The 15,364-nt window shown below is 51.6% G+C and carries 15 protein-coding genes; 8 read left to right on the top strand and 7 right to left on the bottom strand.

Going from position 1 to position 15,364, the window contains the following annotated elements:
• Positions 1-18 precede the first annotated feature (18 nt).
• Genes gpsA through OGX96_RS06520 form a run of 4 tightly spaced genes read right to left on the bottom strand, consistent with a single transcriptional unit; the run spans position 19 to position 2,287 of the window.
• Positions 19-1,038 (bottom strand): NAD(P)H-dependent glycerol-3-phosphate dehydrogenase, encoded by a 1,020-nt coding sequence (gene gpsA / locus OGX96_RS06505; RefSeq protein WP_008786462.1) that lies wholly within the window; start codon positions 1,036-1,038, stop codon positions 19-21.
• The gene (gene secB, locus OGX96_RS06510) at positions 1,038-1,505 is read right to left on the bottom strand and encodes a protein-export chaperone SecB (protein ID WP_003024155.1); all 468 of its coding nucleotides are present in this window, start codon (positions 1,503-1,505) and stop codon (positions 1,038-1,040) included. The genes gpsA and secB overlap by 1 nt, the downstream gene beginning before the upstream one ends.
• Positions 1,506-1,551: 46 nt before the next feature.
• A complete protein-coding gene (gene grxC, locus OGX96_RS06515; RefSeq protein ID WP_003024152.1) occupies positions 1,552-1,803 on the bottom strand; it encodes a glutaredoxin 3 in 252 nt (83 codons plus the stop codon).
• 52 nt (positions 1,804-1,855) lie between these two features.
• Positions 1,856-2,287, bottom strand: a complete 432-nt coding sequence (locus tag OGX96_RS06520; RefSeq protein ID WP_003024148.1) for a rhodanese-like domain-containing protein — start codon at positions 2,285-2,287, stop codon at positions 1,856-1,858.
• Between the two features lie 249 nt (positions 2,288-2,536).
• On the opposite strand from OGX96_RS06520, the gene gpmM reads away from it, so the two are divergent.
• Genes gpmM through OGX96_RS06535 form a run of 3 tightly spaced genes read left to right on the top strand, consistent with a single transcriptional unit; the run spans position 2,537 to position 6,313 of the window.
• Positions 2,537-4,081 carry a 2,3-bisphosphoglycerate-independent phosphoglycerate mutase gene (gpmM, locus tag OGX96_RS06525; RefSeq protein WP_003827325.1) on the top strand — a complete coding sequence of 515 codons (1,545 nt, stop codon included), beginning with the start codon at positions 2,537-2,539 and terminating at the stop codon, positions 4,079-4,081.
• A gap of 33 nt (positions 4,082-4,114) precedes the next feature.
• On the top strand, positions 4,115-5,374 hold the full coding sequence (envC, locus tag OGX96_RS06530; RefSeq protein WP_231587333.1) for a murein hydrolase activator EnvC: 1,260 nt from the start codon (positions 4,115-4,117) through the stop codon (positions 5,372-5,374).
• Between the two features lie 3 nt (positions 5,375-5,377).
• Positions 5,378-6,313, top strand: coding sequence for a divergent polysaccharide deacetylase family protein (locus OGX96_RS06535; RefSeq protein WP_003024138.1), 936 nt, complete (start codon positions 5,378-5,380; stop codon positions 6,311-6,313).
• Here the strand turns inward: OGX96_RS06535 and OGX96_RS06540 are convergent, their stop codons facing one another.
• From OGX96_RS06540 to kbl, 3 genes are all read right to left on the bottom strand, one after another.
• Complete coding sequence (locus OGX96_RS06540) at positions 6,314-7,351, bottom strand: glycosyltransferase (protein WP_048215306.1); 1,038 nt, start codon at positions 7,349-7,351, stop codon at positions 6,314-6,316.
• Positions 7,352-7,533: 182 nt separating this feature from the next.
• Positions 7,534-8,559 (bottom strand): L-threonine 3-dehydrogenase, encoded by a 1,026-nt coding sequence (tdh, locus tag OGX96_RS06545; protein ID WP_003024132.1) that lies wholly within the window; start codon positions 8,557-8,559, stop codon positions 7,534-7,536.
• Positions 8,560-8,568: 9 nt separating this feature from the next.
• Entirely contained in the window at positions 8,569-9,765 is a 1,197-nt protein-coding gene (gene kbl / locus OGX96_RS06550) for a glycine C-acetyltransferase (protein ID WP_003827313.1), read from the bottom strand.
• A gap of 214 nt (positions 9,766-9,979) precedes the next feature.
• Between kbl and rfaD the strand changes: the two genes are divergently transcribed.
• The 5 genes from rfaD to OGX96_RS06575 all read left to right on the top strand — a co-directional run bounded on the left by rfaD (position 9,980) and on the right by OGX96_RS06575 (position 15,364).
• Positions 9,980-10,960, top strand: a complete 981-nt coding sequence (gene rfaD, locus OGX96_RS06555; protein WP_048227317.1) for an ADP-glyceromanno-heptose 6-epimerase — start codon at positions 9,980-9,982, stop codon at positions 10,958-10,960.
• A gap of 79 nt (positions 10,961-11,039) precedes the next feature.
• The gene (rfaF, locus tag OGX96_RS06560; protein ID WP_286582489.1) at positions 11,040-12,086 is read left to right on the top strand and encodes an ADP-heptose--LPS heptosyltransferase RfaF; all 1,047 of its coding nucleotides are present in this window, start codon (positions 11,040-11,042) and stop codon (positions 12,084-12,086) included.
• 3 nt (positions 12,087-12,089) lie between these two features.
• Positions 12,090-13,058 (top strand): lipopolysaccharide heptosyltransferase RfaC, encoded by a 969-nt coding sequence (gene rfaC / locus OGX96_RS06565; RefSeq protein WP_286582491.1) that lies wholly within the window; start codon positions 12,090-12,092, stop codon positions 13,056-13,058.
• A gap of 16 nt (positions 13,059-13,074) precedes the next feature.
• On the top strand, positions 13,075-14,358 hold the full coding sequence (locus OGX96_RS06570) for an O-antigen ligase family protein (RefSeq protein ID WP_198803021.1): 1,284 nt from the start codon (positions 13,075-13,077) through the stop codon (positions 14,356-14,358).
• The gene (locus OGX96_RS06575) at positions 14,351-15,364 is read left to right on the top strand and encodes a glycosyltransferase family 2 protein (protein WP_149607892.1); all 1,014 of its coding nucleotides are present in this window, start codon (positions 14,351-14,353) and stop codon (positions 15,362-15,364) included. Before OGX96_RS06570 ends, OGX96_RS06575 begins: the two co-directional genes overlap by 8 nt.

Genomic DNA, 15,364 nt, shown 5'->3' on the forward strand with positions numbered 1-15,364 from the left:
TTCAACAGTTCCTTACAGCTAGTGGCGACTCAGCTCGTCCTTGCGTGCACGGCCTAATAACGTCAATGCTGCCTCGCGCGCGTTTTTTCCGCAATACAATACTTGATAAATTTCCTCGGTTATTGGCATCTCAACACCAAAACGGTGCGCCAATTCACGAACTTCTTTCGTATTGCGATAGCCTTCAACCACTTGGCCAATTTTGTCCTGCGCACCCTGCACGTCCATCCCCTGGCCGAGCATCATGCCAAAACGACGGTTGCGCGACTGGTTGTCGGTACAGGTCAGCACCAGATCGCCTAAACCCGCCATCCCCATAAAGGTGGCAGGATCGGCCCCCAGCGCCGCACCAAGACGAGACATTTCGGTCAGCCCACGGGTGATCAATGCGGTTCGTGCATTCGCACCGAAACCGATGCCGTCAGACATCCCCGCACCAATGGCAATGACGTTTTTCACCGCACCGCCAAGCTGTACACCAATGAAATCCGGATTGCTGTATACGCGGAAGCTTTTGCCGCAGTGCAGCAACTGCTGGAGATCGTCAGCAAAGGTGTCGTCCGTCGAGGCCAGAGAAATCGCCGTCGGCATGCCCGCAGCCAACTCTTTGGCGAACGTCGGGCCGGAAATAACCGCCAGTGGAATTGAGTCCCCCAGCGCTTCACGCGCGACGTCCTGCAGCAGACGCCCTGTTTCCGCTTCCAGACCTTTTGTCGCCCAGACCAGTCGTGCGTCAGGACGCATCAATGGTTTGATGTTACGCAGCACTTCGCCAAAGACGTGGCTCGGCACCACCACCAGAATATTACGACTGGCGGCCAGTGCAGTGGCTAAATCACTTTCCAGGCGCAGCGTGTCGGGAAAAGGCACATCAGGAAGGAACGCGACGTTGCAGCGATCGTGCTCGAGAGTCGCGATATGTTTAGGATCATGGCCCCACAGGACAACCTGATGGCCATTTCTTGCCAGGGTGATGGCAAGAGCGGTGCCGTACGAGCCGGCACCAATCACAGTCATTGAAGCATTACTTTGGTTCATCAGGCATCCTGATGTTCTTCAGTACCTTCGCCAGCCTGCTGCTGTAAATAGTTCATGAACAGCGCATCAAAGTTGACCGGCGCAAGGTTCAGTTGCGGGAACGTACCGCGTGAAACCAGGCTGGTGATGCATTCGCGGGCATACGGGAACAGAATGTTCGGGCAGTATGCGCCCAGGCAATGCGCCATCTGAGTCCCTTCGATACCACTGATGGAGAAAATACCACCCTGCTGAACTTCGCACAGGAACGCAGTTTCTTCACCCAGGGAAGCCGTTACGGTGACACGCAGCACTACTTCATACACGTCATCTGCCAGTTGGGTAGATGCGGTATCAAGATCCAGTTTAACCTCTGGCTGCCAATCTTTCTGGAAAACATGCGGTGCATTTGGCGCTTCGAAAGACACATCCTTGGTATAAATACGTTGGATCTGGAAAGCCATTTCAGTGTTATTTTGTTCTGACATGTTGAGAAAACCCTTTAGTGTTGTCCTTTAAATACTTCGGTACGCCTTAACGCAGCAGCGGATCCAGTCCACCACGCGCATCCAACGCATACAAGTCGTCACAACCACCAATGTGCTGTGCATCAATAAAAATCTGCGGAACCGTAGTACGGCCACTGCGCTTGATCATTTCTTCACGCTTCACGGCATCGCCGTCAATCGGAAGCTCCTGGAAACTCACACCCTTGCTGTTCAGGAGCGCCTTTGCGCGATGGCAAAACGGGCAGGTTGCTTTGGTATAGATCTCAATATTGGCCATGACTTATCTCCAGTGTTCTTTTTACCCTGCGGCATGAAAGAAGACGGGTAAATTACTTGCCGCGAACCAGTGGCAGATTCTCACCACTCCAGCCCGCTACGCCATCTTTCAGTACAGACACCTGCTCAAAACCGGCTTTGATCAGCGCAGTTGCTGAATCCTGGCACTGCATGCCTGAACCATCAACCACAATCACAGGTTTGTTTTTGTGTTTTTCCAGTTCGCCAAAGTTGTTGGCTTTGATTTCGCTCGGCAGCAGGTTAGTGGAGCCTGCGATATGGCCTTTGCGGAAGTCGTCGCGCTGACGTAAATCCACGACAACGGCGTCTTCTTTATTGATGAGACGTGTGGCTTCTCCGCGCGTAATCACCTTCACTTTGGAAGTCAGGCTCTTAAACGTGGTAAATAATACAGCCGCCAGTAACGCAATCCAGGCGATACTCAATACAGGGTGGCGACTAACAAATTGCATAATTTCTTGCATGGGGGGTAACAACTCCCGACTCAGTGATTAAAAAAACCAGGAAAGGAGTATACCTGCGCGTTGGCGCAAATACAGCCAGAGCGTGCATTGGATTGCATTTTTGCGGGGCGCTACGGAAAAAAAAACCTAAAACCACGCCCTCTGTGGCGCGCTCTGGTCGATTATTTGATCTTCCGGGGCTACTTTATCGATTCAGCTGTAGTAAAATTACGCAATTATTTTTTATCTATTAAGTGTGAGGTTGTCGCAATGTCGGTTTCTAAAAAACCTATGGTACTGGTGATTCTGGATGGCTATGGCTATCGCGAAGACAGCCAGGATAACGCCATCTTTAATGCCAAAACCCCGGTAATGGATGCCCTGTGGGCAAAACGTCCGCATACCCTGATTGATGCGTCTGGCCTGGAAGTTGGCCTGCCCGATCGCCAGATGGGCAACTCCGAAGTCGGTCACGTCAACCTGGGCGCGGGCCGCATCGTGTATCAGGACCTGACCCGTCTGGATGTAGAAATTAAAGAGCGTACTTTCTTCGCTAACCCGGTACTGACCAATGCGGTCGACCAGGCAAAAAATAGCGGCAAAGCGGTTCACATCATGGGTCTGCTCTCTGCGGGCGGTGTTCACAGCCACGAAGATCACATCATGGCGATGGTAGAAATGGCTGCTGAACGCGGGGCTGAGAAAATCTATCTGCACGCTTTCCTTGATGGCCGCGATACCCCGCCGCGCAGCGCTGAACATTCACTGCAGAAATTCGAAGAGAAATTTGCCGCACTGGGCAAAGGCCGCGTAGCGTCCATCATCGGTCGTTACTACGCGATGGACCGTGACAACCGTTGGGATCGCGTTGAACAGGCTTATGACCTGATGACGTTGGCCAAAGGCGAGTTCCAGTTCGCTACGGCGGTTGAAGGCCTGCAGGCTGCTTATGCCCGCGACGAAAACGACGAATTCGTGAAAGCGACCGTGATCCGTGCTGAAGGCCAGGCTGAAGCCGCCATGGAAGACGGCGATACGCTGATTTTCATGAACTTCCGTGCTGACCGTGCGCGTGAAATCACTCGTGCGTTTGTTAACGCTGACTTCGACGGCTTCGCCCGTAAGAAAGTCGTTAACCTCAACTTTGTGATGCTGACCGAATACGCGGCCGACATCAAAACTGCGGTTGCTTACCCACCAGCATCTCTGGCTAACACCCTTGGCGAGTGGATGGCGAAGCACGACAAAACGCAGTTGCGTATTTCCGAAACCGAAAAATATGCGCACGTGACCTTCTTCTTCAACGGCGGCGTAGAAGAGCCGTTCAAAGGCGAAGACCGCATCCTGATCAACTCGCCGAAAGTTGCGACCTACGATCTGCAGCCGGAGATGAGCTCTGCTGAGCTGACCGAAAAACTGGTTGCGGCGATTGAGAGCGGAAAATACGACACCATCATTTGTAACTACCCGAACGGCGACATGGTTGGTCATACCGGAGTGATGGAAGCAGCAGTTAAAGCTGTTGAAGCGCTGGATCACTGCGTTGAACAGGTCGCGAAAGCGGTTGAATCCGTTGGTGGCCAGTTGCTGATCACCGCGGACCACGGTAACGCAGAGCAGATGCGCGATCCGTCCACCGGTCAGGCGCACACTGCGCACACCAACCTGCCCGTTCCGCTGATTTATGTCGGTGGCAAGAACGTTAAAGCAGTCGAAGGCGGCAAACTTTCTGATATCGCCCCGACGATGCTGACGCTGATGGGTATGGAAATCCCGCAAGAGATGACTGGTAAGCCGCTGTTCATCGTGGAATAATCCCTCCCCATGAGGGGAAAGGCGATTAATACCATCACTCGGGCCGTGAAACCGCGTAAGTTTTCAGTCAGGCCCTTGTTCTACGCCAGCGCGCTTAGCGCTGGCGTATTGCTGTGCGCCTTTTCCGCCCACGCGGACGAACGCGACCAGCTCAAATCTATTCAGGCTGATATCGCGGCAAAAGAACGCGCGGTACGCCAACAGCAACAACAACGCGCCACCCTCCTCGCTCAGCTTAAAGCGCAGGAACAGGCCATCGCCGTTGCCGCAAGGCAGTTGCGCGAAACGCAAAACTCACTGGCGCAGCTGAATGCGCAAATCGCAGAGATGAACGCAGCACTCGCGAAGCTGGAAAAACAGCGGGCCGCGCAAGAACGCAGCCTGGCAGCCCAACTCGACGCAGCTTTTCGCCAGGGCGAACACACCGGCATTCAGCTCATTCTTAGCGGTGAAGAAAGCCAGCGTGGGCAACGCCTGCAGGCCTATTTCGGCTATCTGAACCAGGCGCGACAGGAAACCATCGCGCAGCTGAAACAAACCCGCGAAGAGGTCGACTCGCAAAAAGCCGAGCTGGAAGATAAGCAGAGCGAACAGCAGACGCTACTGTACGAACAGCGCGCTCAGCAGGCTAAGCTGGAACAGGCACGTAACGAACGCCAGAAAACACTTTCGAGTCTGGAATCATCGATTCAACAGGGTCAACAGCAACTGGGCGAAATGCGCGCCAACGAATCCCGTCTGCGCAACAGCATTGCTCGCGCCGAAGCCGCGGCCAAAGCGCGCGCGGAACGTGAAGCGCGCGAGGCGCAGGCCGTACGTGATAAGCAGAAGGATGCGTCACGAAAAGGCTCAACCTATAAACCGACCGAAAGTGAAAAATCACTGATGTCGCGTACCGGCGGTTTAGGTTCGCCACGCGGTCAGGCATTCTGGCCCGTTCGTGGTCCAACGTTACATCGTTATGGCGAACAGCTGCAGGGTGAGCTACGTTGGAAGGGTATGGTTATTGGTGCATCCGAGGGCACCGAAGTTAAAGCCATTGCCGATGGTCGCGTCATTCTGGCGGACTGGCTGCAGGGCTATGGCCTGGTGGTCGTCGTTGAACACGGTAAAGGCGATATGAGCCTGTACGGTTATAACCAGAGCGCACTGGTCAGCGTCGGTACGCAGGTTCGCGCCGGGCAGCCTATAGCACTTGTGGGTAGCAGCGGCGGTCAGGGCAGGCCGGCACTCTATTTCGAAATTCGTCGCCAGGGTCAGGCGGTCAATCCACAGCCGTGGTTGGGAAGATAAGTTTTGCCACAACAATTTCGTCGTCTACTACTCTCTCTCGCCAGTCTGCTGGCCTTCGCAACACCTGTATTTGCTGGCAAACTCGCCATCGTCATTGATGATTTCGGCTATCGCCCACACACTGAAAACCAGGTACTGGCGATGCCTTCTACCATCTCCGTTGCCGTTCTGCCTAACGCCCCACATGCGCGTGAAATGGCAATCAAAGCGCATAACAGCGGGCATGAAGTCTTAATCCATCTGCCAATGGCGCCGCTGAGCAAGCAGCCGTTAGAGAAAGACACGTTACGCCCTGAAATGAGCAGCGAAGAGATTGAGCGGATTATTCGCGACGCGGTAAGCAAAGTACCGAATGCGGTCGGTCTGAACAACCATATGGGCAGCGCGATGACCTCCAGCCTGTTCGGCATGCAGAAGGTGATGCAGGCGCTGGAACGCTACGACCTCTACTTCCTGGACAGCATGACCATTGGTAACAGCCAGGCAATGCGCGCAGCGTCAGGAACCGGTGTGAAGGTCATCAAACGCAAAGTCTTCCTGGATGACACGCAAAACGAAGCCGATATTCGCCGTCAGTTTAATCGTGCCGTCGAGCTTGCGCGCCGCAACGGTTCCGCAATCGCCATTGGCCACCCTCACCCGTCTACGGTTCGCGTCCTGCAGCAGATGCTGTATAGCCTGCCAGCCGACATCACGCTGGTTCGCCCAAGCAGTTTGCTCAATGAACCACAGGTGGATACCTCCAGACCAAACCTCACACCACCGAAGAACGGTACGCCTGATGCGCCGCGTAATCCTTTCCGCGGGGTGAAATTATGCAAACCGAAACAGCCGTTAGAGCCGGTGTACGCCAGCCGCTTCTTCAGCGTGCTCGGCGAAAGCATCACCCAAAGCACGCTGGTGCAGTATATGCGCCTGCAGTGGCAGGGCTGGCAATAATCAGTCTTTACTATCCAGCGTTAAATGGGCCAGGCGGCGCGGCGTCAATGATTTATCGCGCCACTGGCTAAAACGGATAGCCCACAACAGCACCTGATAACCCAGCTTAACGCTGCAGATATTACTCACCATACGCTTGAACATACCCGATACAAATACTTCAGCAATCATGCGCTGGCGGATTTTCTCGTCCGGCTCTTTACGTATGCAATGACAAACGCGTAGCGCTTCGTAAATCACCTGCTGTTTGAATTCCGGGTAAATTGGAATGCGTCCGGCGTAGTCGTGATTCATCTTATCCAGCAGACGGGTAATTTTGATGTAGTGGCGCTGGTAAGCGAGGTTTTTCAGCCCGGTGCGCGGCAGACGGCTAACAGATGCGCCGTGCAGGAAGTATTTGTACAGCGGGACTTCCGTGTAACGCGCGCGCTTCGCATTAAACATAAACTCCGTTGTCCAGATAATATCCTGGTGGTGCAGGCCAGACAGGAAGGTCAGCCCCGCGTCGCGGATAGTCTGATGACGATAAACGCCCATCCAGACAACGTGCCGCCAACGGCGGCTGGCTAACGCTTTGCGTAACCAGTCTGGCCCGGTCATCACGCCGGTAGAACGAATACGATCGGTAGGAATGGATGCCCAGGTGTGGCCCGTCTCGGCAATACACCAGTCAGCGTTGCACTGCGCAACATCCAGGTTGTCTTTCAGCGCCATATTCATCAGCGTTTCATACATTTCCGGATAGGCAATATCATCGCCGTCTACGTACGCGATGTACTCCCCCCTGGCAACTTTCATACCGGTATTGCGCGCCGCAGAAACGCCCCCATTGCGCTGGTGCAGCAGATGAACGTGCGGATAACGATCCGCATAAGACTGAGCAAGCTCCGCAGAGTTATCCGTAGAGCCATCATTAACAATAATGATCTCCAGGTTCTTCCAGGTTTGCGCAATCAGTGAATCCATACACGCAATGAACGGCTCACCCGTGTTGTAAAGCGGCATAATGACGCTCAGGAGACCAGGGGTATAGGTCATATCAAATCCTGCCAAACAGTAGAGTTATCGGCACTTTTTAGCATATTAAGCGGTAGATTTTCAGAAAAAAATATTAATTCTTTAGCGGAAAATGCGCCGGGCAGGAGGAAGCAAAAAAGCCCCGGACGGTAATGATAATCAACATCCGGGGACAACACACAGAATCCACAGGGTGGATACGGTTAATCCCAGCTCAGGATCACTTTCCCTGACTGGCCTGAACGCATCGCGTCAAAGCCCTGCTGGAATTCATCGATAGAGAATCGATGGGTGATGATCGGCGACAAATCCAGACCAGACTGGATCAGTGCAGCCATTTTGTACCAGGTTTCAAACATCTCACGACCGTAGATACCTTTAATAAACAGCCCCTTAAAGATAACTTTGGTCCAGTCGATTGACATATCAGATGGCGGAATACCCAGCATAGCAATACGGCCACCGTGGTTCATGGTGTCCAACATGGCGCGAAACGCTGGCGGCGCCCCGGACATCTCCAGGCCCACATCAAACCCTTCGGTCATACCCAGTTCAGCCATCACGTCGGTCAGATTCTCTTTCGACACGTTGACCGCGCGGGTGATACCCATTTTGCGCGCCAGCTCAAGGCGATACTCATTAACGTCGGTGATCACCACGTGGCGTGCGCCAACGTGCTTCGCGACCGCTGCCGCCATAATACCGATTGGACCCGCACCGGAAACCAGCACATCTTCCCCAACCAGATCGAACGACAGCGCCGTGTGCACTGCATTACCGAACGGATCGAAGATAGACGCCAGGTCGTCGGAGATATTGTCCGGGATTTTAAATGCGTTAAATGCCGGGATCACCAGGTACTCCGCAAAGCAGCCAGGGCGGTTTACACCGACACCGGTCGTATTGCGGCACAGGTGAGTACGTCCACCACGGCAGTTACGGCAATGCCCGCAGGTGATATGACCTTCGCCTGAAACGCGATCGCCGATTTTAAAGCCTTTAACTTCCTGACCGATGCCAACAACTTCGCCGACATATTCATGCCCAACGACCATCGGTACCGGGATGGTTTTTTGCGACCATTCATCCCAGTTATAAATGTGAACGTCAGTCCCGCAGATGGCTGTTTTACGGATTTTAATCAGCAAATCGTTATGACCGACTTCCGGTTCAGGAACGTCGGTCATCCAAATGCCCTCTTCCGCTTTCAGTTTGGATAACGCTTTCATTTCACATCCTCAGGCAATAACGCCCAGTTGTTTACCAATGCGTGTGAACGCCTCAACAGCACGCGTAATCTGCTCAGGGGTATGCGCCGCAGACATCTGGGTACGGATACGCGCCTGGCCTTTTGGAACCACCGGATAGAAGAATCCGGTAACGTAAATCCCCTCTTTTTGCAGCTCGCGGGCGAATGCCTGCGCCACTACTGCATCACCCAGCATAACCGGGATGATCGCGTGATCCGCACCGGCTAACGTAAAGCCTGCGGCAGACATTTGCTCGCGGAACTGACGTGCATTCGCCCACAGGCGATCGCGCAGGTCGCTGCCAGCTTCAACCATTTCCAGCACTTTAATGGAAGCCGCAACAATCGCCGGTGCCAGTGAGTTGGAGAACAAATAAGGGCGGGAACGCTGACGCAGCCACTCAACAACTTCTTTGCGCGCTGCGGTGTAACCACCGGATGCGCCGCCGAGTGCTTTACCCAGCGTACCGGTGATGATGTCCACGCGACCCATCACGTCACAGTATTCATGGGAGCCACGACCATTTTCGCCGACAAAACCGACGGCATGGGAATCATCAACCATGACCAGCGCGTCGTATTTATCCGCCAGATCGCAAACGCCTTTCAGGTTAGCGATTACCCCATCCATAGAGAACACGCCATCAGTGGCGATCAGGATATGACGAGCGCCCGCTTCACGCGCTTCTTTCAGGCGAGCTTCCAGTTCCACCATATCGTTGTTGGCGTAACGGAAACGTTTTGCTTTACACAGACGCACACCATCAATGATAGAAGCGTGGTTCAGGGCATCGGAAATAATTGCGTCTTCTGCGCCCAACAGCGTTTCAAACAGGCCGCCGTTGGCGTCGAAGCAGGAAGAGTAAAGGATGGCATCTTCCATACCGAGGAATGCCGCCAGTTTTTGCTCCAGTTGTTTATGGCTGTCCTGGGTACCGCAAATAAAGCGAACCGAAGCCATACCAAATCCGTGAGAATCCATACCCGCTTTTGCCGCTGCAATCAGTTCCGGATGGTTAGCCAGTCCCAGATAGTTGTTCGCACAAAAGTTAATAACGTGGCTTCCATCCGCCACGGTAATATCCGCCTGCTGGGCAGATGTAATAATGCGTTCTTCTTTAAACAATCCTTCCGCACGTGCGGTTTCGAGATCGTTCGTTAACTGTTTGTAAAAATCCCCACGCATTTCAATTCTCCAGACTGGGCAAATTTCAGCACATATTACCCAAAGCTATACGTTGATACGAGATGACGCATCATCACTTCTTCAAAATGAAGCATAAATCACGTGTACCCGCACGGCTTATCGGTGAATGGCTGAAGCCTAAGCCATGTAGTGATATGATAGAAGTATTCGTGTCTGAGATTGTCTCTGACTCCATAATTCGAAGGTTACATTTATGATCATCGTTACCGGCGGCGCGGGCTTTATCGGCAGCAATATCGTTAAGTCCCTGAATGATAAAGGCATCACCGACATCCTGGTGGTGGACAACCTGAAAGACGGCACCAAGTTTGTTAACCTGGTGGATCTGAATATTGCTGACTACATGGACAAGGAAGACTTCCTGATCCAGATTATGGCCGGGGAAGATTTCGGCGATATCGAAGCGATTTTCCACGAAGGCGCATGCTCTTCCACCACCGAGTGGGACGGCAAGTATATGATGGATAACAACTATCAATACTCCAAAGAGCTACTGCACTACTGCCTGGAGCGTGAAATCCCGTTCCTGTACGCGTCCTCTGCCGCCACCTACGGCGGTCGCACTTCTGATTTCATCGAATCCCGTGAATATGAGAAACCGCTGAACGTCTACGGCTACTCAAAATTCCTGTTCGACGAGTACGTGCGTCAGATCCTGCCAGAAGCCAATTCACAGATTGTTGGCTTCCGCTATTTCAACGTCTACGGACCGCGTGAAGGCCACAAAGGCAGCATGGCAAGCGTTGCTTTCCACCTCAACACCCAGCTTAACAATGGCGAAACACCAAAACTGTTCGAAGGCAGCGAAAACTTCAAACGTGATTTCGTTTACGTAGGCGACGTGGCTGCGGTAAACCTGTGGTTCCTGGAAAACGGAGTTTCCGGCATCTTTAACCTCGGTACAGGTCGTGCGGAATCTTTCCAGGCCGTTGCCGATGCTACGCTGGCGTACCACAAAAAAGGCAGCATTGAGTACATTCCATTCCCGGAAAAACTGAAAGGCCGCTACCAGGCATTTACCCAGGCAGATCTGACGAACCTGCGCGCAGCGGGCTATGACAAGCCGTTTAAAACCGTCGCCGAAGGCGTCACGGAATATATGGCCTGGCTGAACCGCGACAACGCTACAAATTCACAAAATCATTCGAGCGGTATCAAGGCGGCAACTAAGTGAACCTCCGGGAGCTTACAAAAGTAAGTGACCGTAGTGAACGCAGGCAGCCAACACAGAGACAGCTTGAAGGATGAAGTGAATGAAGATTTTGGTGGTTGGCCCGTCTTGGGTGGGCGACATGATGATGTCGCAAAGTCTCTATCGCACGCTCAAGGCGCGCTATCCCCAGGCGATAATCGACGTGATGGCACCTGCATGGTGCCGTCCGTTATTGTCGCGCATGCCAGAAGTCAACGAAGCTATCGCCATGCCGTTGGGGCACGGCGCGCTGGAGATCGGCGAGCGCCGTAAACTCGGCCACAGTCTGCGTGAGAAGCGCTATGACCGCGCTTATGTGCTGCCTAACTCGTTTAAATCCGCTCTGGTGCCATTCTTTGCGGGTATTCCCCATCGTACCGGTTGGCGTGGCGAGATGCGCTACGGTCTGCTGAACGATGCGCGCGTACTGGATAAAGACGCATGGCCACTGATGGTCGAGCGCTATGTGGCTCTGGCTTATGATAAAGGTGTGATGCTGACGGCCAAAGATTTGCCGCAGCCTCTGCTATGGCCACAGTTGCAGGTCAGCGAGGGTGAAAAATCGCTAACCTGTAGCCAGTTCTCCCTTTCAGCCGAACGCCCCATCATCGGTTTTTGCCCTGGTGCGGAATTTGGTCCAGCGAAACGCTGGCCACATTATCACTACGCAGAGTTGGCGAAGCAGTTGATCGATGAAGGCCATCAGATTGTGCTGTTTGGCTCAGCAAAAGACCATGAAGCTGGCAATGAGATCCTGGCAACGCTGAGCACTGAACAGCAAGCCTGGTGCCGTAATCTGGCGGGCGAAACACAGTTGGAACAGGCCGTCATTCTGCTCGCCGCCTGCAAAGCGGTCGTCACCAACGATTCTGGATTAATGCACGTGGCCGCAGCACTGAGCCGTCCACTGGTCGCATTGTATGGTCCAAGCAGCCCGGATTTTACGCCCCCGCTTTCCCACAAGGCACGTGTCATTCGCCTGATTACGGGGTATCACAAAGTGCGTAAGGGCGATGCGGCAGAAGGCTATCACCAGAGCCTGATTGACATCACACCCCAGCGCGTGCTGGAAGAACTCAACGACCTGTTGTTACAAGAGGAAGCCTGACGGATGCGGGTTCTGATCGTTAAAACGTCGTCTATGGGCGATGTACTGCATACGTTGCCCGCATTAACCGATGCGCAGCAGGCTATTCCGGGTATTCAATTTGATTGGGTGGTGGAAGAAGGGTTCGCTCAAATCCCCTCCTGGCATTCAGCCGTTGACCGGGTTATTCCAGTGGCGATCCGTCGCTGGCGTAAAGCCTGGTTTTCAGCGCCGATTAAAGCCGAGCGTAAAGCGTTTCGTGATGCGGTGCGTTTACAGAAGTATGACGCGATAATTGATGCGCAGGGTTTGGTTAAAAGCGCGGCGTTGGTGACACGTCTGGCACGTGGCATCAAGCATGGTATGGACTGGAGCACAGCCCGCGAACCTCTGGCGAGTCTGTTTTATAATCGCAAACATCACATAGCCAAACAGCAGCACGCGGTAGAACGTACGCGTGAATTGTTCGCCAAAAGTCTGGGGTATGCTAAACCGCAGTTGCAGGGTGATTACGCGATTGCGCAGCATTTTATGAATGAACATAAGGCTGATGCAGGCCAGTATGCTGTATTTCTGCACGCCACGACACGTGATGATAAGCACTGGCCAGAAGCCAACTGGCGGGGGCTGATTGGCCTGTTAAATAATACGGGCATCCGTATTAAACTGCCCTGGGGTGCTCCTCATGAAGAAGAGCGCGCCAAAAGGCTGGCAGAAGGGTTTCCCTACGTTGATGTCCTGCCGCGAATGAGTCTGGAAGATGTGGCTCGCATTCTGGCAGGGGCAAAGTTTGTGGTGTCGGTTGATACAGGATTGAGCCATTTAACCGCCGCGTTGGATCGCCCTAATATTACGTTGTATGGCCCAACGGATCCCGGACTGATTGGGGGATATGGGAAGAATCAATACACACAGCAAAGCCATTCCGGAAAATTGCAGGATCTGGATGCTAACTTAGTCAACATATCGCTAGTTGATAATAATTTGCTCTAACTTTAAGAGATGAACCATGCTTCGCCAACACATGTTTTCTCGCTTTATTTATAGTATAAAAAATAATCCATTCGATTTTATATACTTCTTATTTTACGCTGGGATCCTGGCAACGCTTGCGATGGTGTTGGTCAATCCAGATGAAGCGATGAAGGTATTTATTTTCTCCACGGCGCTATCTCTACCGCTTATAGGAAAAAATATAAAACATGTGTGCAGTAACAAACAAAACCTGGTTTTACCTGTTATGTTGTTGCTCTTCGGTTTACTCCAGATTATTTGGGTAGAAATATTTAAACAGCCAGGATCTGCTTTTACCGGAGCCTATAGGTCATACCAGAACGGTGGCAAAGTGATGATTTTTGCCGCACTGGTTATGACCGCTTTGGCATCGCGAGAGCCATGTGCCAACAAAACTCGCATCACCAGTATCTGGACGATTCTTACAGCAATAGGCCTGTATCTTTTCGCAGGCTACGAGGTCGCCGGGGCACCAGATATTATGACCTACCGTGTTGCGCTGGGCTTTGAACACCAAACCGGCACAGCCTACGCTCTGACGCTAATTGCATTATTAGCCTCTCAGGCCATTATTAATCTGCGTCTAAAACACACCGTTGCACTCTATCTGTTACATTTTTTGATATCGCTGGCAGTCATCATCACAACGCAAACTCGAGCTGCTATTTTGGTATACCCGATCCTGAGTGTCGGCCTATTCCTGATGTACTATCGTCACAACCGCACTATGCTATTAAGGGCACTGCTGGGTTTTGTAATACTGGTGGGGGCTGCTGCAATCCCCTTAAAACCAATCATTGAAAGCCGCTATCAGAACTTCCTGGTTGATCTGCACTCTTATAATCAAAACAATAGTAATACTTCTATCGGCGCGAGACTGGCGATGCAACGGGCAGGTATTGAAGCCGGGAAAGTGCACCACTGGGGACAGTCACTCGAACAACGCGGAGCAGAAATTCAGCGACTTGCGGTGCAGGACACCTCGCTGCAAGGGGCACTTGAGTTCATTAACGTCCACCTGCATAACGAAATAGTTGATACCTTCTCACTAAAAGGCATCCCTGGTGTTGTTGTGCTACTCTTGCTCTATACTGCCATGTTTTTAATAGCTTACTGGCAACGTAGTCCTCTGTTGTTCGTCGTCTCAGGCGCTATCGCAGTCTATGGCTTGAGTGATTTATTATTATATGCCAAAGGTGAAGCCCTGAGCAGCGTGCTGGCGTTATGTGTAGCAGCAGTACTGAGCTCGAGTCCAACAAGAGAACGATGCCATGGTTAACGCTTCCGGTTATTTACTGAGCATTATTATACCTACATACAACAACGCTGAACTCATCACAGCGACGTTGGCGTCTATACATCAGAGCATCACTGATGATGTGGAGATAATAATTGTTAATGATGGCTCTACGGATTTAACCGAAGAGCGTATAAATGCGTTTTACCGTGAAAAAGATTGTCATAATGTTAAATATATAAGTCAAAAAAATCAGGGTGTTGCAATCACCCGTAATGTTGGTCTTGCTCATGCGACAGGGAAGTATATTGGTTTTGTAGACAGTGATGATATTGTCTGCCAGAATTATTTTACAATTCTCTTGCCTAAGTTAAGAGACGAAAAATATGACATCATCGAATTTAACTTAACTCGAGATATAAACAATTTGTATAAGAACGCGCCGAAAATGGAAAACAACATTACCCAGCGCGAAATAATCTTATCAGATGACAATTACGCCCCTCTATTACCAACATTCAAGGCAGGGCAATGGCATCTGATGACAAAAATCTTTCACCGCAATATCATTGGTAGCGATAAGTTCGAGGAACATCGCCGCTACGAAGACATGATTTTTTGCCCATTCCAGTATTTTAAATGCCATAAGATTCTAAAAATCGAGAATAAGTTATATTACTACCGAGTAAACGATAAAAGTATTACCGAGAACATTATTGATAGTGACGCTGACAGCATCTTCTTTGCTATGCGAAAAATGTATAACTATATTAATGAAAATAGGTCCAAGCGTACTGTTGCGACATTTATGATTATCAATTGCTTTCTCGAAGGACGTAAACTTTTACGCAAGAAAAAAGGCTATTATCGCTATAGCGAGAGTATGCTAAATGACATTCAGAATGCACTTGCATGCTGCGATACGAAAATCGTTAAGAAGAAAATAATTCTGAAGATGAAATATCCCCATATCGATCGTTCTATTTCTGAAACAAGATATAAGATAATATCTGCTTGCAAAAGCTTATTCTTGCGAAAGGGATTTTAA

The sequence above is a fragment of the Citrobacter sp. Cpo100 genome (assembly GCF_030332595.1).
Classification (GTDB): domain Bacteria; phylum Pseudomonadota; class Gammaproteobacteria; order Enterobacterales; family Enterobacteriaceae; genus Citrobacter; species Citrobacter portucalensis.

Excerpts from the sequence above, each read along its gene's own strand:
- gpsA (WP_008786462.1), bottom strand. The coding sequence starts at position 1,038 with ATGAACCAAAGTAATGCTTCAATGACTGTGATTGGTGCCGGCTCGTAC.
- secB (WP_003024155.1), bottom strand. The coding sequence starts at position 1,505 with ATGTCAGAACAAAATAACACTGAAATGGCTTTCCAGATCCAACGTATT.
- grxC (WP_003024152.1), bottom strand. The coding sequence starts at position 1,803 with ATGGCCAATATTGAGATCTATACCAAAGCAACCTGCCCGTTTTGCCAT.
- OGX96_RS06520 (WP_003024148.1), bottom strand. The coding sequence starts at position 2,287 with ATGCAAGAAATTATGCAATTTGTTAGTCGCCACCCTGTATTGAGTATC.
- gpmM (WP_003827325.1), top strand. The coding sequence starts at position 2,537 with ATGTCGGTTTCTAAAAAACCTATGGTACTGGTGATTCTGGATGGCTAT.
- OGX96_RS06540 (WP_048215306.1), bottom strand. The coding sequence starts at position 7,351 with ATGACCTATACCCCTGGTCTCCTGAGCGTCATTATGCCGCTTTACAAC.
- tdh (WP_003024132.1), bottom strand. The coding sequence starts at position 8,559 with ATGAAAGCGTTATCCAAACTGAAAGCGGAAGAGGGCATTTGGATGACC.
- kbl (WP_003827313.1), bottom strand. The coding sequence starts at position 9,765 with ATGCGTGGGGATTTTTACAAACAGTTAACGAACGATCTCGAAACCGCA.
- rfaD (WP_048227317.1), top strand. The coding sequence starts at position 9,980 with ATGATCATCGTTACCGGCGGCGCGGGCTTTATCGGCAGCAATATCGTT.
- rfaF (WP_286582489.1), top strand. The coding sequence starts at position 11,040 with ATGAAGATTTTGGTGGTTGGCCCGTCTTGGGTGGGCGACATGATGATG.
- rfaC (WP_286582491.1), top strand. The coding sequence starts at position 12,090 with ATGCGGGTTCTGATCGTTAAAACGTCGTCTATGGGCGATGTACTGCAT.
- OGX96_RS06570 (WP_198803021.1), top strand. The coding sequence starts at position 13,075 with ATGCTTCGCCAACACATGTTTTCTCGCTTTATTTATAGTATAAAAAAT.
- OGX96_RS06575 (WP_149607892.1), top strand. The coding sequence starts at position 14,351 with ATGGTTAACGCTTCCGGTTATTTACTGAGCATTATTATACCTACATAC.